General features: G+C 71.7%; 23 protein-coding genes. 15 read left to right on the forward strand and 8 right to left on the reverse strand.

Annotated features, from left to right (window positions below):
* Positions 1 to 3: 3 nt before the first annotated feature.
* Positions 4 to 339, reverse strand: coding sequence for an STAS domain-containing protein (locus tag HNR22_RS20680; RefSeq protein WP_088951070.1), 336 nt, complete (start codon positions 337 to 339; stop codon positions 4 to 6).
* A 178-nt stretch (positions 340 to 517) separates the two neighbouring features.
* Between HNR22_RS20680 and hemL the strand changes: the two genes are divergently transcribed.
* The 6 genes from hemL to ccsB are packed head-to-tail and all read left to right on the forward strand — an operon-like array spanning position 518 to position 6543.
* The gene (gene hemL / locus HNR22_RS20685) at positions 518 to 1855 is read left to right on the forward strand and encodes a glutamate-1-semialdehyde 2,1-aminomutase (protein WP_179781729.1); all 1338 of its coding nucleotides are present in this window, start codon (positions 518 to 520) and stop codon (positions 1853 to 1855) included.
* A 6-nt stretch (positions 1856 to 1861) separates the two neighbouring features.
* A complete protein-coding gene (locus HNR22_RS20690; protein ID WP_179781730.1) occupies positions 1862 to 2509 on the forward strand; it encodes a histidine phosphatase family protein in 648 nt (215 codons plus the stop codon).
* Positions 2509 to 3078: a TlpA family protein disulfide reductase gene (locus HNR22_RS20695; RefSeq protein ID WP_179781731.1), complete on the forward strand. Its 570-nt coding sequence runs from the start codon at positions 2509 to 2511 to the stop codon at positions 3076 to 3078. Before HNR22_RS20690 ends, HNR22_RS20695 begins: the two co-directional genes overlap by 1 nt.
* Positions 3078 to 3917: a cytochrome c biogenesis CcdA family protein gene (locus HNR22_RS20700; RefSeq protein ID WP_179781732.1), complete on the forward strand. Its 840-nt coding sequence runs from the start codon at positions 3078 to 3080 to the stop codon at positions 3915 to 3917. The genes HNR22_RS20695 and HNR22_RS20700 overlap by 1 nt, the downstream gene beginning before the upstream one ends.
* Positions 3917 to 5572 (forward strand): cytochrome c biogenesis protein ResB, encoded by a 1656-nt coding sequence (gene resB / locus HNR22_RS20705; RefSeq protein WP_179781733.1) that lies wholly within the window; start codon positions 3917 to 3919, stop codon positions 5570 to 5572. The genes HNR22_RS20700 and resB overlap by 1 nt, the downstream gene beginning before the upstream one ends.
* Positions 5572 to 6543 (forward strand): c-type cytochrome biogenesis protein CcsB, encoded by a 972-nt coding sequence (ccsB, locus tag HNR22_RS20710; protein ID WP_179781734.1) that lies wholly within the window; start codon positions 5572 to 5574, stop codon positions 6541 to 6543. Before resB ends, ccsB begins: the two co-directional genes overlap by 1 nt.
* 177 nt (positions 6544 to 6720) lie before the next feature.
* Here the strand turns inward: ccsB and HNR22_RS20715 are convergent, their stop codons facing one another.
* Positions 6721 to 6930 carry a hypothetical protein gene (locus tag HNR22_RS20715; protein WP_179781735.1) on the reverse strand — a complete coding sequence of 70 codons (210 nt, stop codon included), beginning with the start codon at positions 6928 to 6930 and terminating at the stop codon, positions 6721 to 6723.
* A gap of 507 nt (positions 6931 to 7437) precedes the next feature.
* Here HNR22_RS20715 and HNR22_RS20720 point away from each other — a divergent pair.
* Both HNR22_RS20720 and HNR22_RS20725 read left to right on the forward strand, forming a co-directional pair.
* A complete protein-coding gene (locus tag HNR22_RS20720) occupies positions 7438 to 8244 on the forward strand; it encodes a helix-turn-helix domain-containing protein (RefSeq protein ID WP_179781736.1) in 807 nt (268 codons plus the stop codon).
* Complete coding sequence (locus tag HNR22_RS20725) at positions 8235 to 8423, forward strand: DUF397 domain-containing protein (RefSeq protein ID WP_179781737.1); 189 nt, start codon at positions 8235 to 8237, stop codon at positions 8421 to 8423. The genes HNR22_RS20720 and HNR22_RS20725 overlap by 10 nt, the downstream gene beginning before the upstream one ends.
* 1044 nt (positions 8424 to 9467) lie before the next feature.
* Here HNR22_RS20725 and HNR22_RS20730 read toward each other — a convergent pair.
* The gene (locus HNR22_RS20730; protein ID WP_179781738.1) at positions 9468 to 9944 is read right to left on the reverse strand and encodes a MarR family winged helix-turn-helix transcriptional regulator; all 477 of its coding nucleotides are present in this window, start codon (positions 9942 to 9944) and stop codon (positions 9468 to 9470) included.
* Positions 9945 to 10041: 97 nt separating this feature from the next.
* On the opposite strand from HNR22_RS20730, the gene HNR22_RS20735 reads away from it, so the two are divergent.
* The gene (locus HNR22_RS20735; protein WP_179781739.1) at positions 10042 to 10596 is read left to right on the forward strand and encodes a carboxymuconolactone decarboxylase family protein; all 555 of its coding nucleotides are present in this window, start codon (positions 10042 to 10044) and stop codon (positions 10594 to 10596) included.
* A 35-nt stretch (positions 10597 to 10631) separates the two neighbouring features.
* Here HNR22_RS20735 and HNR22_RS20740 read toward each other — a convergent pair whose 3' ends face one another.
* Positions 10632 to 11501: an alpha/beta fold hydrolase gene (locus tag HNR22_RS20740; protein ID WP_179781740.1), complete on the reverse strand. Its 870-nt coding sequence runs from the start codon at positions 11499 to 11501 to the stop codon at positions 10632 to 10634.
* A gap of 268 nt (positions 11502 to 11769) precedes the next feature.
* On the opposite strand from HNR22_RS20740, the gene HNR22_RS20745 reads away from it, so the two are divergent.
* Together HNR22_RS20745 and mqnP are read left to right on the forward strand one after the other, a co-directional pair.
* Positions 11770 to 13230, forward strand: a complete 1461-nt coding sequence (locus HNR22_RS20745; protein WP_099849851.1) for a menaquinone biosynthesis decarboxylase — start codon at positions 11770 to 11772, stop codon at positions 13228 to 13230.
* Entirely contained in the window at positions 13230 to 14141 is a 912-nt protein-coding gene (mqnP, locus tag HNR22_RS20750; RefSeq protein WP_099849853.1) for a menaquinone biosynthesis prenyltransferase MqnP, read from the forward strand. Before HNR22_RS20745 ends, mqnP begins: the two co-directional genes overlap by 1 nt.
* A gap of 34 nt (positions 14142 to 14175) precedes the next feature.
* Here the strand turns inward: mqnP and HNR22_RS20755 are convergent, their stop codons facing one another.
* A complete protein-coding gene (locus tag HNR22_RS20755) occupies positions 14176 to 15138 on the reverse strand; it encodes a terpene synthase family protein (RefSeq protein WP_179781741.1) in 963 nt (320 codons plus the stop codon).
* A 162-nt stretch (positions 15139 to 15300) separates the two neighbouring features.
* Between HNR22_RS20755 and HNR22_RS20760 the strand changes: the two genes are divergently transcribed.
* Complete coding sequence (locus HNR22_RS20760; protein WP_088951086.1) at positions 15301 to 15930, forward strand: UbiX family flavin prenyltransferase; 630 nt, start codon at positions 15301 to 15303, stop codon at positions 15928 to 15930.
* A 100-nt stretch (positions 15931 to 16030) separates the two neighbouring features.
* Here HNR22_RS20760 and HNR22_RS20765 read toward each other — a convergent pair whose 3' ends face one another.
* Positions 16031 to 16297, reverse strand: a complete 267-nt coding sequence (locus tag HNR22_RS20765; RefSeq protein ID WP_007454516.1) for a BldC family transcriptional regulator — start codon at positions 16295 to 16297, stop codon at positions 16031 to 16033.
* 270 nt (positions 16298 to 16567) lie between these two features.
* Between HNR22_RS20765 and HNR22_RS20770 the strand changes: the two genes are divergently transcribed.
* The 3 genes from HNR22_RS20770 to cds1 are packed head-to-tail and all read left to right on the forward strand — an operon-like array spanning position 16568 to position 19031.
* Positions 16568 to 17026, forward strand: a complete 459-nt coding sequence (locus HNR22_RS20770) for an Lrp/AsnC family transcriptional regulator (protein WP_088951087.1) — start codon at positions 16568 to 16570, stop codon at positions 17024 to 17026.
* 50 nt (positions 17027 to 17076) lie between these two features.
* Positions 17077 to 17907, forward strand: coding sequence for an SDR family NAD(P)-dependent oxidoreductase (locus HNR22_RS20775; protein WP_179781742.1), 831 nt, complete (start codon positions 17077 to 17079; stop codon positions 17905 to 17907).
* A 32-nt stretch (positions 17908 to 17939) separates the two neighbouring features.
* On the forward strand, positions 17940 to 19031 hold the full coding sequence (gene cds1 / locus HNR22_RS20780; RefSeq protein ID WP_179781743.1) for an L-cysteine desulfhydrase Cds1: 1092 nt from the start codon (positions 17940 to 17942) through the stop codon (positions 19029 to 19031).
* Positions 19032 to 19046: 15 nt separating this feature from the next.
* On the opposite strand, the gene HNR22_RS20785 is transcribed toward cds1, so the two are convergent.
* A complete protein-coding gene (locus tag HNR22_RS20785) occupies positions 19047 to 19667 on the reverse strand; it encodes a putative glycolipid-binding domain-containing protein (protein ID WP_179783649.1) in 621 nt (206 codons plus the stop codon).
* A gap of 98 nt (positions 19668 to 19765) precedes the next feature.
* Entirely contained in the window at positions 19766 to 21727 is a 1962-nt protein-coding gene (locus tag HNR22_RS20790) for a DEAD/DEAH box helicase (RefSeq protein WP_425488070.1), read from the reverse strand.
* Positions 21728 to 21906 lie beyond the last annotated feature (179 nt).

Here is a 21906-nt window from a genome sequence, read left to right on the forward strand (position 1 = left end):
GGGTCAGCCGGTGGGCTGGTCGTTGCGGATCATCAGGGCGCTGCGGAGGCCCGTGATGTCCAGGACGCGGATGAGGAAGTCACCCACGTGGGTCAGCATCAGCAGGCTCTGCGCGTGGCTGGCCTTGCGGCTGAGCACGACCAGGGTGCCCAGGCCCTGTGAGTCGCAGAAGGTGACGCCGCCGAGGTCGAGGACGATCTTCGGCGGCGGGTCGGCCAGCACCTCGTTGACCACTGTCGAGAGCTGCGCGGCCGTGAGCATGTCGATCTCACCGGCCAGGCGAAGCACAGCTTCGTCACCCGTCCGGTGTAGCGTGATGGACAGCTCAGCACGATCCACCCGGTCAGCCTAGCGCGATCCAACCGGTCCGGCCTGTTGAGGCCGCGAGCCGTCGCCGTCCAGGCCGAGCCCCCCGCATGTCGACGCTGCTGGCGGGTGCCGGCCACAGGTGAGCCTGGTAACCCCACCGCGGGGTGGCTGCTGGTGGGCCGTTCGCCGCTGACACAATGGCGGCATCGTGACCGACATATTTCCAGCCGGATCCGGCCGCTACCCGGCCGAGGCGCCGGCCTCCGAGGCCCTGTTCGACCGCGCCCGCGCCATCGTGCCGGGCGGGGTGAACTCCCCCGTGCGCGCCTTCCAGGCGGTCGGCGGCACCCCACGTTTCATGGTCCGTGGGGAGGGCCCGTGGCTGTACGACGCCGACGGCCGCCGCTACGTCGACCTGGTCTGCTCCTGGGGTCCGTTGATCCTCGGGCACGCCCACCCGGAGGTGGTGGAGGCCGTGCAGGCTGCCGCCGCCCGGGGCACCAGCTTCGGCACTCCCACCCCGGGTGAGGTGGAGCTGGCCGCCGAGCTGGTCGACCGCACCCCGATGGAGCAGGTTCGCCTGGTCAACTCGGGCACCGAGGCCACCATGTCGGCGATCCGGCTGGCTCGCGGCTTCACCGGCCGCTCCAAGATCATCAAGTTCGCTGGTTGCTACCACGGGCATGTCGACGCCCTGCTCGCCGCCGCCGGATCCGGCGTGGCCACCCTGGGCCTGCCCGACTCGCCCGGCGTGACCGGTGCGGCGGCCAGCGAGACGATCGTGCTGCCGTACAACGACATCCGGGCCGTCGAGGAGGCCTTCGCCGCCGAGGGCCCGCACATCGCAGCGGTGATCACCGAGGCGGCGGCCGGCAACATGGGTGTGGTCGCTCCCCGCGACGGCTTCAACCAGCAGCTCGCCCGGATCGCGCACGCGCACGGCGCACTGCTCGTGGTGGACGAGGTGATGACCGGGTTCCGAGTGTCCCGCGCCGGGTGGCACGGCCTCGACGCCTCCGACGCCGACCTGTGGACGTACGGCAAGGTCATGGGTGGTGGCCTGCCCGCCGCCGCCTTCGGCGGGCGTGCGGACATCATGGCGCGACTCGCCCCGGCCGGCCCGGTCTACCAGGCCGGCACGCTCTCCGGTAACCCCCTCGCGTGCGCTGCCGGCCTGGCCACGCTGCGTCTCGCCGACGACGCGCTCTACCGCAAGCTCGACGACACGGCCGCCGTCGTGGGCAAGCTGGCGTCCGACGCGCTCGGCGCCGCCGGGGTCCCGCACCGACTGTCGTACGCGGGCAGCATGTTCTCGATCTTCTTCACGGACGCCGACGTGGTCGACTACGACAGCGCCCGCACCCAGCAGGTGCCGGCGTTCAAGGCGTTCTTCCACGCGATGCTCGCCGCCGGCGTCTACCTGCCGCCGAGCGCGTTCGAGTCATGGTTCGTGTCGGCGGCGATCGACGACGCCGCTCTGGAGCACATCGCCGACGCGCTGCCCACGGCGGCGAATGCGGCGGCAGCGGCTGGTCACGGGGGGTAGAAAGCCTTGAGCAAGACGGTGGTCCACGTGCTTCGGCACGGCGAGGTGCACAACCCCGACCAGATTCTCTACGGTCGGCTGCCCGGTTTCCGCCTCTCCGAGCTGGGTGTGCAGATGGCCAAGGCCGCCGCGCAGGGCCTGGCCGACCGGGAGATCGTGCACGTGGTGGCCAGTCCGCTGGAGCGCGCGCAGCAGACCGCCGAGCCGATCGCGGCCCAGTTCGGGCTCCCGGTCGGGGTGGACGAGCGGCTGATCGAGAGCGCCAACTGGTTCGAGGGCAAGAAGGTGTCGCCGGGCGACGGGTCGTTCCGGGACCCGCGCAACTGGTGGGTGCTGCGCGACCCGGTGACACCGTCCTGGGGCGAGGCGTACCGGGTGATCGCCGAGCGGATGTTCGCCGCCGTGCAGGCCGCCCGGGTCGCCGCCGAGGGGCGCGAGGCGGTGCTGGTGTCGCACCAGCTCCCCATCTGGACGCTGCGCCGCTACGTCGAGCGCAAGCGGCTCTGGCACGACCCGCGCAAGCGGCAGTGTGGGCTGGCGAGCCTGACCTCGTTCCACTTCGACGACGCGAAGGTGGTGGGCATCGGCTACAGCGAGCCGGCCGCGCACCTGATCGCTCTCTCCGCGACCGCCCGGACGGCCAAGGGGGCCTGATGAACGCCCGGAGGTGGACCGCCGGTCTGCTCGCCGCCGTCGCCGCGGTGGCGCTGGTCGGCTGCACGTCGTCGAAGGGGCAGGAGAAGACCTGCACGACCACCACCGACGGGATCTTCGAGTGCGCACCGGACCAGCGCTCCGCACCCCCGAAGGTCGCTGGCGAGCTGCTTCTCGGCGGCACCTACGACGTCAGCCAGGCTCGCGGGCAGGTGGTCGTGGTCAACTTCTGGGGTTCCTGGTGCGCGCCGTGCCGTGCCGAGGCGGACGACCTGGAGGCCGTCTACCAGGCCACCAAGGGTTCCGGGGTGACCTTCCTCGGCATCAACGTCCAGGATTCGCGGGACAAGGCCAAGGCGTTCGAGAAGGGCCGGGTCACCTACCCGAGCCTGTTCGACCCGTCGAGCAAGACGGCGCTCGCGCTGGACATCCCGCCGAACAGTGTGCCGGCGACGGTGGTGCTCGACCGGGACGGTCGGATCGCCTCGGTGATCCGGGCCGCCGTCAAGCAGGAGGGCCTGCAACCGATCGTCGAGCGGATCGCGGCTGAGAAACCGGCGCCCAACTGATGGGCGAGACCTTCCGGGAGCTGGCCCTGAGCGGGCCGCTGCTGCTCGCCATCGGCGCGGCGGCGCTCGCCGGCCTGGTCAGCTTCCTCTCCCCGTGTGTGCTCCCACTCGTTCCCGGTTACCTCTCGTACGTCACCGGCCTGGCCGGTTCCGACCTCGAAGGCCGTGCGCCGCGTCCGGCGGCGGACGGCACCCCGGTCGAGCCCGACGGTGGCGGCGGGAATGTGGCGGTGCGGGAGCGGATCGTCCAGGTCGGTGCCGTCAAGGGCCGGGTGCTCGCGGGCACGCTGCTCTTCATCGCCGGCTTCACCGCCGTCTTCGTCGCCACGGCGATCCTGTTCGCCGGCATCGGCCAGGTCTTCTTCGAGTACGAGCGGCAGCTCGAAATCGTCGTCGGCGCGTTGATCATCGTGCTCGGGTTCGGCTATCTCGGGATGATCCCCGCCCTGCAACGGGAGTTCCGGATCTCCCGGCTGCCGTCGGCGGGGCTGCTCGGCGCACCGGTCTTCGGCGCGGTCTTCGCCCTCAGCTGGGTGCCCTGCACGGGCCCCACCCTCGGCGCGGTGATGGGCATGGCCACCGCCTCCGGGCAGAGTGACCGCGCCGTGGTGCTCGCCGTGGCGTACTGCCTCGGGTTGGGGATACCGTTCATCGTCTTCGGGTTGGGCTTCCAACGCCTGCTCGGGGTCTTCCGCGCCGTCCGGCGCAACAGCCGCTGGGTCACCCGGGTCGGCGGCGCCCTGCTCATCCTGATCGGCCTCGCGCTGGTCACCGGCGGATGGCAGAGCTTCGTGATCTGGTTGCAGACCACCGTCGGGGTGGGCGAGGTGAGCATCTGATGACGGTCGTCGACGACCGGCCGGAGACCGTGGCGCCGGCGCCACGCCGTCGGCCGAATCGGCTGTTGGCGCTGCTGCGCAACTCGTGGCGGCAGTTGACCAGCATGCGTACGGCGCTGATCCTGCTCTTCCTGCTCGCGATCGCGGCCATCCCCGGCTCGGTGCTGCCGCAGCGCGGGATCAGCCCGGAGAAGGTCAACGAGTACTTCGTCGACCACCCGGACTGGGCCCCCCGACTGGACCGGATCGGCGCCTTCGAGGTCTTCGGCTCGGTCTGGTTCTCCGCGATCTACCTGCTGCTCTTCACCTCCCTGATCGGCTGCATCACGCCCCGACTGCGGGACCACGTCCGGGCGTTGCGGTCCCGGCCGCCGGCCGCGCCGAAGCGGATGGCGCGGCTGCCGCAGCACACCGTGCTGCCCGCCCCGCCCGGCGGCGCGGCGGCGATCGCCGAGGTGCTGCGCAAGCGTCGCTGGCGGGTGGAGGTACGTGGCGACGAGGTCTCCGCCGAGAAGGGCTACCTCAAGGAGACCGGCAACCTGCTGTTCCACACGTCGTTGATCGCGGTGCTGATCAGCGTCGCCCTCGGCTCGTGGTACGGCTGGAGCGGCAACCGGCTGCTGGTGGCGGGCGCGGACAACGCGTTCTGCAACACCCGGCAGCAGTACGCCGAGGCGAAACTCGGCCCCCAGGTGGACAGCGCCGACCTGCCCCGCTTCTGCCTGCGGCTGGACGACTTCGAGGCCCGGTTCCTGCCGTCCGGTCAGCCGGAGTTCTTCAACGCCACGGTCACGGTCGACGGCCCGGACGAGCCGACCCGCAGCGCCAACTTCTCGGTGAACTCGCCGCTGCGCCTCGCCGACGCGAGCGTCTACCTGCTCGGCCACGGGTACGCCCCGGTGATCCGCTACACCGACCGGTTCGGCAACAGCCAGATCAGCGACGAACCGTTCCTCACCACCGGCGACATGGGGCTGACGAGTGAGGGGCTGGCCGCCTTCCCGGACGCGAACGTCGACCCGGCCACCGGCCAGCGCGCACCGGACGAGCAGATGGCGTTCACCGGCATCTACCTGCCCACCGCACCCGAGCAGGCGCCGTTCGTCCGCTCGGAGTACCCGACCGAGCGCAACCCGGCGCTTAACCTGGTCGCCTACCGGGGCAACCTCGGCCTGGACGCCGGCATCCCCGGCTCGGTCTACCAGCTCGACCAGCGGCAGGTGCGGACCGGCAAGGTCCAGGAGGTCGGCACCAAGCTGCTCCGCAAGGGCGAGACCTGGAAGCTGGACGACGGCACCACCGTCGAGTTCCTGGGCACCGAGCGGTATGTCACCCTCTCCATCCGACACGACCCCGGCGCGACGCCGCTGCTGATCAGCTGCGGCTTCCTGCTGGTCGGCCTGATGGGCTCGCTGTTCGGGCGACGCCGCCGGGTGTTCTTCCGGGTGGTGCCGGCCGACCCGGCGGAAGGATCTCCGACGGGCGGTAGTAGCTTGATGGAGGCCGGTGGGTTGCCGCGCACCGACTATCCAGGGTTCGCCGACGAGTTCGCCCAGCTCATCGCCGAGGTCAACGGCGACGAACGGGCGGCTGAGCGGGCCAGCACGGGCGCTGACTCCAGTGACCGGGCCGGCGTGCGAGAAGGAGCCGAGTGATGTCCGCACTCTCCGACAATCTGGTGACCTTCGCGATCCTGGCGTACCTGGTCGCGATGATCGGTCACGCCGTGGAGTACGCGTTGGGCAACGCGCGTACCCGGGTCGCCGCTGCGGCTCCGGTGCGCGAGCTGGTGGGTGCCGGCGGCGGCATCGTGCCGACGCCGCCCGCGCCCGCTCCGTCGCAGCCCGGGGCCGACCGCTCCGCGCGACGGGCCCGCCTCGCCGGCCTGATCGGGGTGGGCGCCACCGCGGTCGCCGCCGTGCTGCACCTGGCGGCCCTGGTCACCCGTGGCCTCGCGGCCGACCGGATGCCGTGGGGCAACATGTACGAGTTCGTGCTCACGGTGACGTTCATCGGGGTCGCGGCCTGGCTGGTGGTGCTCTGGAAGCGGCCGTCGCTGCGCAAGCTCGGGCTGTTCCTCACGCTGGTGATGGTGCTGCTGGTCGCCACCGCCGAGCTGGTGCTGTACGTGCCGATCGTGCCACTGGTGCCGGCACTGAACTCGTACTGGTTCATCATCCACGTCTCGACCATCGTGTTCGCGTCCGGCATCTTCCTGCTCGGTGCGGTGCCTGCGGTCGGCTTCCTGATGCGCAACGGGTACGAGAACGGCAAGCGGAGCTTCCCGTACACCCTGGCCAAGCGGCTGCCCGCCGCAGTCGGGCTGGAGCGGTTGACCTTCACGCTGCACGCCTTCGCCTTCCCGATCTTCACCTTCGCGGTGATCGCCGGTGCCATCTGGGCCGAGGCGGCCTGGGGTCGGCCGTGGGGCTGGGACCCGAAGGAGACCTGGGCGTTCATCTCCTGGGTCGTGTACGCCGGTTACCTGCACGCCCGGGCCACGCCCAGCGTGAAGCGCAACGTGGCCACCTGGCTCGCGGTGCTCGGCTTCCTCACCATGCTGATGAACCTGTTCGGCGTGAACATCTTCTTCACCGGCCTGCACTCGTACGGTGGGCTGGACTGACCTGGACAACGGTGTGCGGGCCGGTCACGGATTCGTCCGTCCTTGGTGAGGGGTGAGCCGGTCGGAAGAAGCCAGGGCTGCTCCGCCCCGGGCCCGACCGGCACCCCTGATCCTAAAGATCACCTATGACAGTTCTCGATCAGTAGATCGGGCGTCGTTCGCCGTCGGAACGGACCTTCACTGTGGACTGTCGCCCGGCCGCCACGCGTGCAGCGCCCGCTCGACCTGGACCGTGACCTGGTAGGAAACCTCCGGCAGGTCGGCCAGCTCGATCCGTTCACCACGCAGCGCCAGTTGGGCGTGCAGCTCCCGGGCGATGGTGTCGCGAAGCGCGACCAGCAGGGGCGACAACCCGTCCGGGTCGCCGACGACGTAGGCATCCGACATACCCACCACCCTGCACCCGGCTCCCGCCGTTCCGCCACGGTGGTCCGCCACGCCGCCACGCCGCCACGCCGCCACGCCGCCACGCCGCCACGCCGCCACGCCGCCACGCCGCTCCGCCGCCACGCCACGCCGCTCCGCCGCCACGCCGCTCGTCACGGTGGTTCGCCATGGTGATCCACTCGGGTTTCGTGAAATCGGTCTATCCCAGCCGCAGGAAAGCCCGATTTCATGAAAGTCGAGTGGATCTAGGCCGCACGCGACGCACTGTGTGCCCCGGCGGGTGCTGGCGTTGCCACGGATATCCGAAATGCGGCTGCCGCGGCGTCGGGTCGGTCTGGACCTGGGCCGCAACGCGGGAAACGTACGCCGCCCCGCGACCGACGTGAGCCTCACTGGTGCTCGCGTTACCCCGATATCCGCGTCGTGTGCTGACGCAGCGTCGCGATTTCGCTACCTTGCGGCAGACGGGTCGACGCGACTCTTCATCGACGGCGGAAGGCGGGCGTGATGACCACAGTGGTGTCCACTGCGGCACTGATCCGGGATCAGCTCCGGCGGTCGCGGCTCGCGGCCGGGCTGACCCAGGAGGAGTACGGCAAACGGGCGCACTACTCGCCGTCCATGGTGTCGGCGGTCGAGCTGGGGCAGGCGGCGCCCAACCTCGCCTACCTGACCCGGGCCGACGAGGTGCTCGACACCGGTGGTCTGCTGGTCTCGCTGCGCGAGCTGGGCCGGCGTGACGGCGAGCCGGTCTGGTTCCGCCCCTGGCTGGAGGTCGAGCGGGTCGCCACCCAGTTGCGCTGCTTTGAGGCGACGATGATTCCGGGGCTGTTGCAGACCGCCGACTACGCCCGTGCGGTGTTCCGGCTCGACCTGGGGCTGACCGTCGACCGGGTCGAGGAGTTGGTGGCCGCCCGGCTGGAACGGCAGGCGATCCTCGACCGGGAGCACCCGCCGCAGCTCACCGCCGTGATCGACGAGGCCGCGCTGCAACGCTTCGCGGAGGGCTGCGCCGGTGTGCTGGCCGAGCAGCTCCGGCACCTGGTGGCATGCGCCCGCCGTCCGCACATCAGCGTGCACGTGCTGCCGCAGGGGGTGGGGTTGCACGCCGGCCTCTTCGGGCCGTTCATCCTCGGCCGCACCGCCGACGGCAGCTGGCTCGGCTTCCTCGACAACCAGACCGGTGGCACCGCCGTGGACGACATCAACGAGGTGGCGACCCTGCTCGGAAGGTGGGAGAGTCTGCGCAGTGACGCGCTGCCCCGGCAGCAGTCCATCGACCTGCTCGAGGAGATCGTGAAGCCATGGATCTGACCGGAGCCCGCTGGCACAAGTCCACCCGAAGCGGCAACAACAGTGGCGCCTGCGTCGAGGTCGCCGACAATCTGCCCGGCCGGGTGCACGTCCGCGATTCCAAGGACCGCGACGGTGACCTGCTGACCTTCACGCCGGCCGCGTGGCGGGCCTTCGTCGAGCAGGCCCGCACGCCCTGATCCTCCGCTGTGCGGGCCCGCACGCCCTGGTCCTCCGCTGTGCGGGCCCGCGCGCCCTGGTCCTCCGCTGTGCGGGCCCGCGCGCCCTGGTCCTCCGCTGTGCGGGCCCGCGCGCCCTGGTCCTCCGCTGTGCGGGCCCGCGCGCCCTGGTCCTCCGCTGTGCGGGCCCGCGCGCCCTGGTCCTCCGCTGTGCGGGCCCGCGCGCCCTGGTCCTCCGCTGTGCGGGCCCGCGCGCCCTGGTCCTCCGCTGTGCGGGCCCGCGCGCCCTGGTCCTCCGCTGTGCGGGCCCGCGCGCCCTGGTCCTCCGCTGTGCGGGCCCGCGCGCCCTGGTCCTCCGCTGTGCGGGCCCGCGCGCCCTGGTCCTCCGCTGTGCGGGCCCGCGCGCCCTGGTCCTCCGCTGTGCGGGCCCGCGCGCCCTGGTCCTCCGCTGTGCGGGCCCGCGCGCCCTGGTCCTCCGCTGTGCGGGCCCGCGCGCCCTGGTCCTCCGCTGTGCGGGCCCGCGCGCCCTGGTCCTCCGCTGTGCGGGCCCGCGCGCCCTGGTCCTCCGCTGTGCGGGCCCGCGCGCCCTGGTCCTCCGCTGAGCGGGCCCGCGCGCCCTGGTCCTCCGCTGAGCGGGCCCGCGCGCCCTGGTCCTCCGCTGAGCGGGCCCGCGCGCCCTGGTCCTCCGCTGAGCGGGCCCGCGCGCCCTGGTCCTCCGCTGAGCGGGCCCGCACGCCCTGATCCTCCGCTGAGCGGGCCCGCACGCCCTGATCCTCCGCTGAGCGGGCCCGCACGCCTGGTCCTCCGCTGAGCGGGCCCGCACGCCCTGGTCCTCCGCTGTGCGGGCCCGCACGCCCTGGTCGTCCGCTGAGCTGGGCGGCTCCAGGCCTCGCAGCACCCGGTCCGGGTCGCCCGGCGACCGCCACATCGGCGGCTTGGTGTCGATCAGGTGCATGACGCGTGCGGCGGATGGTCCTCGGCCTCACCGCCCAGAGCGTCATCCTGCTGAGCCCTGGTCGCGGACGTCCATCGAGGTGCCGGTCCGCCGTGCGTCACCTGGCGCGGTCAGCCGCCGAACCAGCCCGGCATGTCGACGCGGAACCAGTTGGCCGAGGCCATCGTGCGGAGGTCGTCCTCCATGGCGGTGACCCGGTCCGGGCCGAGGGTGTCGGCCCACTGGGCGCGCAGCCGGTCGAAGATCTCGGCCGAGCGGCGTAGCCCGTCGGCACCGCGCGGTGTCACCCGGACCAGCCGGCGTCGGGCGTCGTCGGGATCGTCGGCCCGCTCCAGGTAGCCGACGGCGACCAGCCGGTCGATCGTCTTGCCGGCGGCCTGTTTGGAGATGCCCAGCCGCTGGCCCAGCTCGGTGGCGGTGGTGCCGTCCGCGCCGACGGCCTGGAGCACGAACCCGTGCAGAGGCCGTAGCTCCGGATGCCCCTCCCGGGCCAGTTCGGAGTGCAGGTCGTCGATCAGCGTCCGGAAGCCCGCCAGCAGCAGCAGTGGCAGGTGGAACCCGGGGCGCGCGGGATCAGCGGTTGCCATGTTCGTCAACCACGTTTACTATTTCGTCAACCACGTTGACTATCTTACGGGATGTGGCGCTGACCCTCCCGACCGACGCTGTCGAAAGCAGGTAACCGTGTCCGTCTTCACCGAGCACACCGCCAAAACCGCACCCGCCGCCGCCCGGCGGGCCATCGAGGGGGTGCAGGGCCGGTTCGGCTGGCTGCCGACCCCGGTGGCGCTGATGGCCGAGTCACCACAACTGCTCGCCGGCTTCCTGACCGCCAACGCGGGCTTCGAGCAGACCGATCTGACGCCCCTGGAGCGGGAGGTGGTCGTCCTCGCCGTCGCCACCACCAACGAGTGCCACGTCTGCGTCGCCCTGCACACCGGCACGCTCACCCGACTCGACGCGACCCCCGAGCTGATCGCCGCGCTGCGTTCCGACGCCGAGCTGCCCGACCCACGACTGGAGGCACTGCGCCGATTTACGCTGGCTGTGCTCAAGCACCGGGGCGCGGTGCCCGACAACGAGCTGCACGACTTCCTGACCGCCGGCTACCAGCCCCGGCACGCGCTGGACGTGGTGCTCGGCGTCGGCGCGTACACCATGTCCACCTTCGCCAACCGGCTCACCCGCGCGCCGCTCGACCCGCCCCTGTCCGCCCACGCCTGGACGCCCGCAGCCTGACCGCTGACGGGCGGCGACGGGGTCGCTGCCCAGGCTCACACCAGGAAGTCCCGCAGCAGGGCGAGCATCTCGTCCGGGCGCTCCTCGTACAACCAGTGCCCGCAGTCCTCGATCACCTCGCCGCGGACAGTGTCGGCGTACCGGCGAACCTGCTCGGCGACCTGCCCGCCGAGGCTGGCCGCCGCGCCGACGGCCAGCACCGGCATCGTCAGCTTCGTGTCCCGGTACGCCGCGTTGTCGGCGATGTCCTGCTCGAACGCACGGAAGTAGGCGAAGCTGGCCCGCAGATGCGCCGGGTCGCGCAGATGGTTGGCGAACTCCTCGATGTCGGGGGCGGCGATGCTGCCCTTGCGCACCATCAGGGCGTCGGTGAACTTGTCCACCCAGAGCGACTCCCGCCCACGCACCAACTCCTCCGGAAGCCCGTTGCCGATCGAGAAGTAGCCGAAGTTCCACACACCGGGTCCGGCCGAGGTGAGCGCGGGGAACGTGTAGATGGTCTCGTCGGGGATCGGTGCCTCGGTGAGCGCCAGCCGGCTCACCCGCTGCGGATGGGCGGCGGCGTACGCGTACGCCACCATGGTTCCCAGGTCGTGCCCGACCAACCGGAGGTCACTGACCAGGCCGAGCTGGTCGAGCAGCCCGTGCAGGTCGGCGGCGACGGTCTTCTTGTCGTACCCGCCGGCCGGGGCGTCGCTGCCCCCGAAGCCGCGCAGGTCGGGTGCGACCACGTCGAAGGATCGGCCCAACTCGGGCAGCAGGTTCCGCCACATGTGCCAGCACTGCGGATACCCGTGCAGCAGGACCAGTGGTGGGCCGCTGCCGCCACGGACGTAGTTCATGGAGATCTGGCCGACCCGCGCCCGCTGCTCGGTGAACCCCGCCGGAACCCGCTCCGCGTCCATCGCCGCCTCCGTCCGCCGGCTGCCCGCCGCCGGCTGCCCGGCTACCCGCTCGACCGCCCACCATGCCTGCGAGTTCTGCGTCCTGACCGTTGATCCACTCGCGTTTCAGGAAGTCGGGTCATCCCGGGTCAGTGGACACCCCGACTTCCGGAAACGCGAGTGGATCAAGATGCGGGCCGAGCCTCCTGACCGGCAGCCGACTGGGTCATCGCGAGTGTCACAGCACCCGGCTTGGGCCGTTCGGTACCCCGTGCGGGAGACTGGCGACATGGCGGCTCGTGGCTTCCCGTACACCGATCTCAAGGACTTCCTCGCGGCGCTGGAGCGCGCGGGGGAGCTGCGCCGGGTCGACGTCCCGGTCGACCCCACCCTGGAGATCAGTGAGGTGGTCACTCGCACGGTGCGGGCCGGCGGCCCCGCGCTGCTCTTCGAGCGCCCGACCCGGGGCGACATGCCGGTGGCGATCAACCTGTTCGGCACCGAGAAGCGCATGGCGATGGCCCTCGGGGTGGAGAACCTCGACGAGATCGGCGCGCGCATCGGCGAGCTGCTCAAGCCGGAGCTGCCGCAGGGCTTCTCGGGCATGATGGGCGGGCTCGGCAAGGTCATGCAGCTCAAGTCGATGCCGCCGAAGAAGGTCAAGACGGCCCCCTGCCAGCAGGTGGTCTACCGCGGCGACGACGTCGACCTCAACCGGTTGCCGGGCCTGCAGATCTGGCCGGGTGACGGCGGGATCTTCCACAACTTCGGGCTGACCCACACCAAGCACCCGGAGACCGGTAAGCGCAACCTCGGGCTCTACCGGCTCCAGCAGCACTCGCGCAACACCATCGGCATGCACTGGCAGATCCACAAGAACTCCACGGCGCACCACGCGGTCGCTGAGCGGCTCGGGCAGCGCCTGCCGGTGGCGATCGCCATCGGCGCCGACCCCGCCGTCGCATACTCGGCCAGCGCGCCACTGCCAGCCGACATCGACGAATACCTGTTCGCCGGGTTCCTGAGCGGCGAGCGCGTCGAGATGGTCGACTGCCTGACCGTGCCGCTGCAGGTGCCGGCGCACGCACAGATCGTCCTCGAGGGCTACATCGAGCCGGGTGAGCGGCTGCCGGAGGGCCCGTTCGGCGACCACACCGGCTTCTACACCCCGGTGGAGCCGTTCCCGGTGATGCACATCGAGTGCATGACCATGCAGCGCGACCCTGTCTACCACTCGATCGTCACGTCGCAGCCGCCCCAGGAGGACCACGGTCTCGGCAAGGCCACCGAGCGGATCTTCGCGCCGCTGCTGCGCTTCCTGATCCCGGACATCGTCGACTACGACCTGCCCGCCGCCGGGGTGTTCCACAACTGCGCGATCGTGTCGATCCGCAAGCGGTACCCGAAGCACGCCCAGAAGGTGATGAACGCGATCTGGGGCGCGCACATGATGTCGCTGACCAAGCTCATCGTGATCGTCGACGAGGACTGCGACGTGCACGACTACAACGAGGTCGCCTTCCGCGCCTTCGGCAACGTCGACTACGGCCGCGACCTGCTGCTCACCGAAGGGCCCGTCGACCACCTCGACCACGCGTCGTACCAGCAGTTCTGGGGTGGCAAGGCCGGCGTCGACGCGACCCGCAAGCTGCCCACCGAGGGCTACACCCGCGGTTGGCCGGAGGAGATGCGCATGAGCCCGGAAGTCACCGCCCTGGTCGACAAGCGCTGGAAGGAGTACGGGCTTTGATGGCCGTCCTCGACGCACCGGCCGAGAAGCCGGGCCGGGTCAAGTCCTTCCTCAAGCTCGTCGCGATCGAGCACTCGGTGTTCGCGCTGCCCTTCGCGTACCTGTCGGCGCTGAGCGCCATGCAGGTCAACGGCGGGCGGGTGCGCTGGTGGGACCTTCTGCTGATCACCGTGGCGATGGTCGGGGCGCGGACGTTCGCGATGGCCGCCAACCGGATCCTCGACCGGCGGATCGACGCGCGGAACCCGCGTACCGCCGGCCGGGAACTGGTGACCGGGGCGGTGAGCGTGCGGACGGCCTGGACCGGCGCGGCCGTCGCGCTGGTGGTCTTCCTCGCCGCCGCCGCCCTGCTCAACCCGCTCTGCCTGGTGCTCGCGCCGCTGGCCGTGGTGCCACTGGTCGTCTACCCCTACGCCAAGCGGTTCACCAACTGGCCGCACGCCATCCTCGGGATCGCCCAGGCCGTCGGCCCGGTCGGCGCCTGGCTGGCCGTCACCGGCACCCTGGACGGCTCTTGGCCGGCCTGGCTGCTCGGTGTGGGGGTCGGGCTGTGGATCGGCGGCTTCGACCTGATCTACGCCTGCCAGGACTCCGAGATCGACCAGGAGATCGGCGTGCACAGCGTGCCGGCCCGGTACGGTCGGCGCTTCGCCCTGCACGCCTCCACTGTCGCGCACGTGGTGACCTTCGGGCTGTTCGTCTGGTTCGGCGCGCTGATCGGCTTCGGCTGGCTCTGGTGGATCGGGCTGGTGCTGACCGCTGTCGCGTTCGGCTACCAGCACCTGGTGGTCACGCCGACCGACCTGAGCAAGGTCAATCGGGCGTTCTTCACCGCCAACGGTTTCGTCGGCATCGCGCTGTTCGTCTTCGCCCTGCTCGATCTTGTGGTGCGGCTGGGGCTGCGCGCCTAGGGCCTGCGTCCTCATCGGCGGACCCTTCGACCCGTCAGCTCCGGGATGCCGAATACCGGGCGCTCTCCATCGACCAGTCGATCGTCCCTCGCACCGAGCGGGCGACTCCCTCGACGTGCGCGGCCACCGCCCGGTCCAGCTCCGGGCCGAAGGACGGGATCGTGGCTCGCAGCTCCATGAATCGGCCCATCGCCGTGCGCCAGCGGGCCACCGCCGCCTCCACGGCTTGCTCGTCCGGCAGGCGCTGCTCCCGTGCGATGGCCAGCACCAGGTTGTGCCCGCCCGAGGTGACCCGGTCCTTTTCCAACGACACCAGGTCGTTGAACCAGGAGAGCAGGTCGTTGCCGGTTGCCGCCAGCGCCCGTAGCGCCGGGTGGTGGTAGACGGGGTCTGGCAGCGCGTGACCGGTCACGAACTCGATCATGGTGTACGACACGTACGCCGCCGAGGTCGCGCGGCGCAGCGCAACGTACTCGGTGACAGCGGGGACGTGGCCCCTGGTCTTGTTCTCCGCCTCCGTCCGGTCGCCTGCCAGGTGGTGGGCGACCGCGTCGGCGAAGCGCTGCTGCCAGGGCGGGGGCATCCGGGCACGCGGCGCTTGCCAGGCGTCCGCGAGCATCCGGCGCAGCGGTCCCCGGAACCCTGGCGTGCGGGCGCCGGGGCCGTGGCGCAGCACGTGGAGCACGCCGTCCCGCAAGGCAGCGACGTCCGCGCCACTCGCACCGTGCGGTCCGTCGCAGGCGTCGTCGAGCAGGAAGAACCACGTCCAGAGGGCGGCGACCGTACGCAGGTCGGCGGCGCTGGCGTCCGGGTAGAGCCGACCCGCGTACCAGGCGATGCGACCGGCATCCAGCCGAGACAGCTCGTCGTCGTCCAGCGGCAGGTCGAAGCGGCGCACCCAGCCCGCCAGCCACTCCTGGGTCGCCTCGGCATGCGGCGAGCACCGCGGGGGAAGGGGACACTCGGCACGTAGTGCGCGGGCTGCCGCCACCGTCATCGGTCGTACCGTCCCTCCGGTTGCCGCACAGAGGTTTTCCCCCCATCCGAGCATGTCAGAAATCGGCTGTCGATGATGTCCGTCGCGGGCCGGGAGGACGGCGGAGGGGCGAGGGCGGGGGGCCACGGCACGGCGCCCGGCCGGACCAGGCAGGCTGGGGGCATGCGCGAACCATGGGTGGTCGGAGTCTCCGGCGCTTCCGGTACGCCGTACGCGGCGGCCGTCATCGGCGGACTGCTCGACGCGGGCGAGCCCGTGGACCTGATCGTGTCCCGCGCGGCACGACTCACCGTGCTCGACGAGACCGGCCGATCGTTCCGCGACGGGCACTGGGCCGAGGACCTGTCCGCCTGGCTCGACCGGGACCTGACCGGGGCGGATGTGCGGCACTGGCCGGCCGGCGACCTGGCCGCCGGGCCGAGCAGCGGCTCCTACCGGGTACGCGGGATGGCCGTGGTCCCGGCGAGCACGGCAGCCTGCGCCGGGATCGCGATCGGGCTCTCCAAGGATCTGTTGCAGCGCGCCGCCGAGGTCAACCTCAAGGAACGCCGCCCGGTGGTGGTGGTCCCCCGGGAGACACCGGTGACCCGCAGCCACCTGGAGCACCTGATCGCGCTGCACGACGCCGGCGCGGTGGTGCTGCCGGCCAGCCCTGGCTTCTACGGGGCTGGCGCCGCCGCCACCGCCCAGCAGTTGGTCGACTTCGTGGCCGGCAAGGTGCTCGACGCGCTCGGCGTCCCACACACCCTGTTCCGTCGGTGGTCCGGGCAGCTCGGCGCGACCCGGACCTGAGCCGGCCTACTGCTCAATTCGTGCCGCCACACCGCTCGTCGGTCGTAGCGGGACGCGGACCGGACTGGTGTCCGGTCCGCGTAGCGTTGTCCGCACCAGTTCAGTACATGCCAGCGTTGGCCGGACCCGGCCCCGTGGATGCGGCCGGCCCCACATTGCGTGGCTTTCCGACCTCATCCACCTCGTCCAGCATGCCCTCCCCCTCAAGCAGGGCTCGCACCTCGGATTCCCGAAACCGGCGATGCCCGCCTGGAGTCCGGATGCTTCCTATCCGGCCGGCCGCCGCCCATCTCGTCACAGTTTTCGGGTCTACCCGAAACAGCGCGGCGACCTCACCCGGTGTCAGCAGGCGATCTCCAGTGTCCACAGCCCCCTCCTCGCGTCGACGAAGCCCCCGGCTGAACACACTGCCCCCGGCTGGTGCGTAGCCCAGAGCCGTCATGAGGGACGTATGGCAATTACAGCACCAGGGACATGGCCTGTCCGCCCAAACGCGAAAAATGCACTGAGTGGGGAGTTAGTAATGGTACTGGTGCTACCTCTGCCTTGACCGGCGGTTTGCGAACAGTGACTCACCGCTCAGTCCAACGGATGCCGAACACCTCGCGTTATGCCTCAGCGGTTAGGGTCACTCTCTGTGGACGCCATCGACCTGAACCTCGTCGACCTGCTGCGCGGCAACGCTCGCCTCTCGTACGCCGAGTTGGCCCGACAGGTGGGCCTCTCGGCCCCGGCCGTGCACGAACGGGTCGGCAAGCTGGAGAGCAGCGGCGTGGTCCGGGGCTACCGAGCGGACGTGGCCCCGGAGTCAATCGGGCTGGGCGTCACCGCGCTGATCGGCATCGTCGAGGACTCCGGCGCCGACAGCGACGACATGCTCGAGTCGCTGCGGGTGCTGCCCGAGATCGAGTCCTGCTACTTCATGGCCGGCGTGGAGTCCTTCCTGCTCAAGGCGCGGGTCGGCACGATCGCCGAGTTGGAGCAGTTGATCGTGCGGCTGAACCGCACCCCCGGGGTCGCCTCCACCCGCACTGCCATCGCCCTCTCCACGAAGTGGGAGAACCGCCCGCAGCCGGTCGGCCCGCCCACGGCCTGACCGCCGCGTACCCCTGGTGTCGCCCGCCCCGCCGGCGGTAGCGTGCGCCGATGACCCCGCCGGTGCGTCCTGTGGCCGTGGTGACCGGCGCTGCCGGAGGCCTCGGCCGCGCCATCGCCACCGCGCTGCACGCCGACGGCTGGTCGGTGCTGCTCACCGACCTCGACCCGGCGGCGGTCGCCTCCGCCGCGGCACCCCTCGGCGGCTGGTCGGCGGCCCTGGACGTCCGGGACGAGGGCGCCTGCGCCGCCGTCGCCGCGACCGCTGCGGGCCGGGGCGAGCTCGCCCTCTGGGTCAACAACGCCGGCATCCTGGTCACCGGGCCGTCGTGGGAGCACGACGGCCCGACCCGTCAGCGGGTGTTCGACGTCAACGCCCTCGGCGCCATGAACGGCACGCTCGCCGCGCTGGCCGTGATGCGCGCGCAAGGTCACGGCCACGTGCTCAACGTCGTCTCGCTGGCCGGGCTGATCGCCGCGCCCGGCGAGACGGTGTACGCGGCCAGCAAGCACGCCCTGCTGGCGTTCAGCCTCGGCACCCTGTCCGACCTGCGGATGGCCGGGTACCGGCGGGTGCACGTCTCCTGCCTCTGCCCGGACGGCATCTGGACGCCGATGCTGCACGACCGGCTGGACGACCCGGGGGCGGTGGCCTCGTTCACCGGGTCGATGCTGACCGCGCAACAGGTGGCCGCCCGGGCGGTCCGGTTGGCCCGCCGACCCCGCCCGGTGGTCAGCCTGCCCCGGTGGCGGGGAGCGCAGGTGCGCCTGCTGGACGTCCTACCCGGGCTGGCCGTCGCGCTGACCCCGATCGTCCAGGCCGCCGGCCGCGCAGGTCAGCGCCGCCAACACCGTAGGAGCACGCCGCCGGACCGGCGCTGACCACCGCTGGCCTGCTTGCTACGTTTCCGAGCGTGACTCATCTCGACCGCTGCGACGATGCCAGCCGGACCTGGGTGACGGAGGCGATCGCCGCCGTCGAGGCGGACGCGAACCGCTCGGCCGACACCCACCTGCTGCCGTTCCCGCTGCCCCGCTCCTGGGGGGTCGATCTCTACCTCAAGGACGAGTCGTCCCACCCCACCGGCTCGCTGAAGCACCGGTTGGCCCGCTCACTGTTCCTCTACGGCCTCTGCAACGGTTGGATCGGGCCGCAGACCACGATCGTCGAAGCGTCCTCGGGCTCCACGGCGGTCTCCGAGGCGTACTTCGCCCGGATGCTCGGGCTGCCGTTCATCGCGGTGATGCCGGCCTCCACCTCGCCCGAGAAGATCGCGCAGATTGAGTTCCAGGGCGGCCGGTGCCATCTGGTGGACGACCCCGCAAGCGTGGTGGTCGAGGCTCGGTGGCTGGCCGAGGACTCCGGCGGGCACTTCATGGACCAGTTCACCTACGCCGAGCGGGCCACCGACTGGCGGGGAAACAACAACATCGCCGAGTCGATCTACGCCCAGTTGGAGCTTGAGCGGCACCCGATTCCCACCTGGGTCGTGGTAGGCGCCGGCACCGGGGGCACCAGTGCGACCATCGGCCGGTACGCCCGGTACCGCCGGCTCGCCACCAAGCTCTGCGTGGTCGACCCGGAGAACTCGGCGTTCTACCCGGCCTGGCTGGCCGCCGACTGGTCGGTGCGCACCGGAAAGGGCTCCCGGATCGAGGGGATCGGCCGTCCCGCCGTGGAGGCGTCGTTCCTGCCCTCGGTGGTGGACCGGATGGTCCAGGTGCCGGACGCCGCGTCACTGGCCGCCATGCGTGCCGGCTCAGCGGTGCTCGGCCGCCGGGTGGGCGGCTCCACCGGCACCAACCTGTGGGGTGCGTTCGGCCTGATCGCCGCGATGCTCGCCGAGGGCCGGACCGGCTCGGTGGTCACCCTGATCTGCGACCCGGGCGACCGCTACGCCGACACGTACTACGCCGACGACTGGGTGGCCGCCCAGGGCCTCGACCTGACGCCCTACCTGGCCACGATCGAACGCTTCCTGACCAGCGGCACCTGGCCCGTCTGAGTCACGCGGGCGCGGTCAGCGCGGGTCGATCCGCTCGGCAAGCCCGGGGTAGCGCACCACGAAGCCGCTGTCGTCAAGATCGATGTCGGCGGTGAAGGTGCCGCTGGCGAAGCGCACCCGGCCCGGCCCGAGCCCGCTGTAGATCTGCTCCGCCGCCACCACCTCCAGACCGGGCAGCAGCACCCAGGCGACAGTGATCCGGTGTGCCAGGTCGGCCGGCTCGGCGGCCAACCCCAGCCGGTGGACCGGCAGGGAGTTGAACAGCGGTGAGCCGCTCAGGTCGACGTCGAGCGCGTCGGCCAGCCGGTCCGGGTCGTCGGTGCCCGGCAGGCCGGCCCGGGGATGACCGGCCGCGACCAGCGCGGCGTCCAGGTCGCCCTGCTCGGCGGTGGTCACCCGCCAGCGGTCCGTCGCCCGCTCCAGCGTCACCTTGCGCAGCCAGCCCAGCCCTTCCGCCTCGACCTCGACCCGGGTGGTGGTCCAGTCCGGCGCGGTGGTCAGCTGGTAACGGGCGGTCCAGGGGATCGGGTCAACGGCGAGCAGGGTGCCCCGGGCCGCCAACCCGCGACTGTCGTCGAGCAGCACCTGCTCGCTGCCGGCGGTGTCCGTCCGGGACCAGAAGATCGTCTTCGGCATGGTCGGCATGAGCCGGACGTTACGCGACCAGGAGGACATCGGCAGGGCATGCGCGAACGCCGCCGCGAAGCCTGGGCTCCGCGACGGCGTTCGGTGGATCAGTGGGTACGCGCTGGCGGTCGCCCGCCGAAACCGCGCCGGTCGTCACGCGGACGGTCCTCACGGGGCCGGTCGTCGCGGGGACGGTCGTCCCGAACACGGCTCTCCGGGCGGAAACCACCCCGAGTGTCGCGGTCCCCGAAGCGCCGGTCACCGGTCGGCCGGTCGCCCCGGCCGTCCCGGTCGCCGAAGCGCCGCTCGCCGGTCGGCCGGCCGTCCCGGTCGCCGAACTGCGGGCGGTCACCGAACCGGCGCTCGCCCTGCGGCCGGTCGCCGTAACCCCGGGTGTCCCGGTCGGCGTAGCGGCGCTCGCCCTGGGGGCGGTCGCCGTACTGGCGGTCACCTTGCGGCCGGTCGCTGTAGCGGCGCTCGCCGGTCGGGCGGTCGCCGTACTGGCGGTCGCCCTGCGGCCGGTCGCTGTAGCGGCGCTCGCCCTGGGGGCGGTCGCCGTACTGGCGATCACCCTGCGGCCGGTCGCCGTAGCGACGCTCACCGGTGGGTCGATCGCCGTAGCGGCGCTCGCCGCCCGTGCGGTCACCGAACCGACGCGGGCCGCCGGAACGGTCGTCGAACCGACGCGAGCCGCCGGAGCGGTCGCCGTAGCCCCGGGGCTCCGCCTCGAGACGAACCGGGACGCCGCTGGGCTCCCGGGCACCGACCAACTCGGCCAACGCCTGGTCGCCGACCCGGACCCGGGTTTCGGCCGGCGCGACGCCGGCCTTCTCCATCATCGCCAGGGTGGTGCGGCGCTGCTTGGGCAGCACCAGCGTGGCGACAGCGCCGGACTCGCCAGCCCGCGCGGTACGCCCTGCGCGGTGCAGGTAGTCCTTGGGGTCCTTCGGCGGGTCGACGTGCAGCACCAGGGTGACACCGTCGACGTGGATGCCCCGAGCCGCCACGTCCGTGGCGACCAGCACGTTCATCCGGCCCTCACGGAACTCGGCCAAAGTCTTGGTGCGCATCCGCTGGGTCTTGCCGCCGTGCAGCCCACCGGCGCGTACGCCGACCGCCGCGAGCTGCTCGACCAGCCGGTCCACGCCGAGCTGGGTGCGGGCGAAGACCATGGTCCGACCGTCCCGAGCGGCGATCGAGGCCGCCACCGGGAACTTCTCGTGCGGCGGGATCAACAGCATGTGGTGGTCCATGGTGGACACCGAGGCGGTCGACGGCGCGGTGGAGTGGGTCACCGGGTCGGTCATGAACCGCCGGACCAACGCGTCGACGTCGCCGTCCAGGGTGGCTGAGAAGAGCAGCCGCTGACCGTTCGCGGGCGTCTTCGCCAGCAGCTCGGTCACCTCGGGCAGGAAGCCCATGTCGGCCATCTGGTCGGCCTCGTCGAGCACCGTGACCTCGACGTCGTCGAGCTGGCAGATGCCCCGCTCGATCAGGTCGCCGAGCCGGCCGGGGGTGGCCACGATGATCTCCACGCCGCGCCGCAGCGCGTCGATCTGACGGTCGTACGGAACACCGCCGACGGCGGTCTTGAGGAAGATGCCGACGGCCTTGCCCAGCGGCAACAGGGCGTCGTTGACCTGCATGGCCAACTCCCGGGTCGGAACCAGGATGAGCGCGCGAGGGCGCATCGGCCGGGCCCGGTTGCGGGTGGCCAGCCGGGCGATCAGCGGCAGACCGAAGGCGAGCGTCTTGCCCGAACCGGTCTGCCCGCGGCCCAGCACGTCACGGCCGGCGAGCGCGTCCGGCACGGTGGCCCGCTGGATCTCGAACGGGCTGGTGATGCCCTGCTGTGCCAGCGCGCGGACCAGCGGCTCGGGCAGGCCGAGGGAGGCGAAGTCGACCGGTGCGGAGGACTCGGCCGGCGCGGACTCGGCCGGCTGTGCGGCGGTCGCCGACGCGGTGCCGGCCTCGCTCAGAGCGGCGTCGAGCGGCTCCGAGGCGGTGTCGGTCGCCGGGGTTGAGTGGAAAACGGACGTAACGATGCTGGGGTCAGCAGAGGTGGTCAACAAATGCCTTTCGAGCGGGGCGCATCTTCGCGATGGCCTGCCGCGGCTGTGCCGCCGGATCGCCCGCAAGATCGCCCATGGGCGCACACCACGCGCGCCGGGTCAGTGATCTATGCCAGTGTACGGCGGTCCGGCGAACCCGCCAGTCGGTTGTCCGGCGGTAGTGGGCGGACTCACCA

The sequence above is a fragment of the Micromonospora jinlongensis genome, assembly GCF_013410645.1.
Taxonomy (GTDB): Bacteria; Actinomycetota; Actinomycetes; order Mycobacteriales; family Micromonosporaceae; genus Micromonospora; species Micromonospora zamorensis.

Bases quoted from the DNA above. Each gene is read 5' to 3' on its own strand.
- HNR22_RS20740 (WP_179781740.1), bottom strand. From the start codon at position 11,501: ATGGACGCGGAGCGGGTTCCGGCGGGGTTCACCGAGCAGCGGGCGCGG.
- HNR22_RS20785 (WP_179783649.1), bottom strand. From the start codon at position 19,667: ATGCCGAAGACGATCTTCTGGTCCCGGACGGACACCGCCGGCAGCGAG.
- mqnP (WP_099849853.1), top strand. From the start codon at position 13,230: ATGGCCGTCCTCGACGCACCGGCCGAGAAGCCGGGCCGGGTCAAGTCC.
- HNR22_RS20760 (WP_088951086.1), top strand. From the start codon at position 15,301: ATGCGCGAACCATGGGTGGTCGGAGTCTCCGGCGCTTCCGGTACGCCG.
- HNR22_RS20695 (WP_179781731.1), top strand. From the start codon at position 2,509: ATGAACGCCCGGAGGTGGACCGCCGGTCTGCTCGCCGCCGTCGCCGCG.
- HNR22_RS20755 (WP_179781741.1), bottom strand. From the start codon at position 15,138: ATGACGGTGGCGGCAGCCCGCGCACTACGTGCCGAGTGTCCCCTTCCC.
- HNR22_RS20720 (WP_179781736.1), top strand. From the start codon at position 7,438: ATGACCACAGTGGTGTCCACTGCGGCACTGATCCGGGATCAGCTCCGG.
- HNR22_RS20730 (WP_179781738.1), bottom strand. From the start codon at position 9,944: ATGGCAACCGCTGATCCCGCGCGCCCCGGGTTCCACCTGCCACTGCTG.
- HNR22_RS20725 (WP_179781737.1), top strand. From the start codon at position 8,235: ATGGATCTGACCGGAGCCCGCTGGCACAAGTCCACCCGAAGCGGCAAC.
- HNR22_RS20775 (WP_179781742.1), top strand. From the start codon at position 17,077: ATGACCCCGCCGGTGCGTCCTGTGGCCGTGGTGACCGGCGCTGCCGGA.
- ccsB (WP_179781734.1), top strand. From the start codon at position 5,572: ATGTCCGCACTCTCCGACAATCTGGTGACCTTCGCGATCCTGGCGTAC.
- HNR22_RS20700 (WP_179781732.1), top strand. From the start codon at position 3,078: ATGGGCGAGACCTTCCGGGAGCTGGCCCTGAGCGGGCCGCTGCTGCTC.
- resB (WP_179781733.1), top strand. From the start codon at position 3,917: ATGACGGTCGTCGACGACCGGCCGGAGACCGTGGCGCCGGCGCCACGC.
- HNR22_RS20745 (WP_099849851.1), top strand. From the start codon at position 11,770: ATGGCGGCTCGTGGCTTCCCGTACACCGATCTCAAGGACTTCCTCGCG.
- HNR22_RS20715 (WP_179781735.1), bottom strand. From the start codon at position 6,930: ATGTCGGATGCCTACGTCGTCGGCGACCCGGACGGGTTGTCGCCCCTG.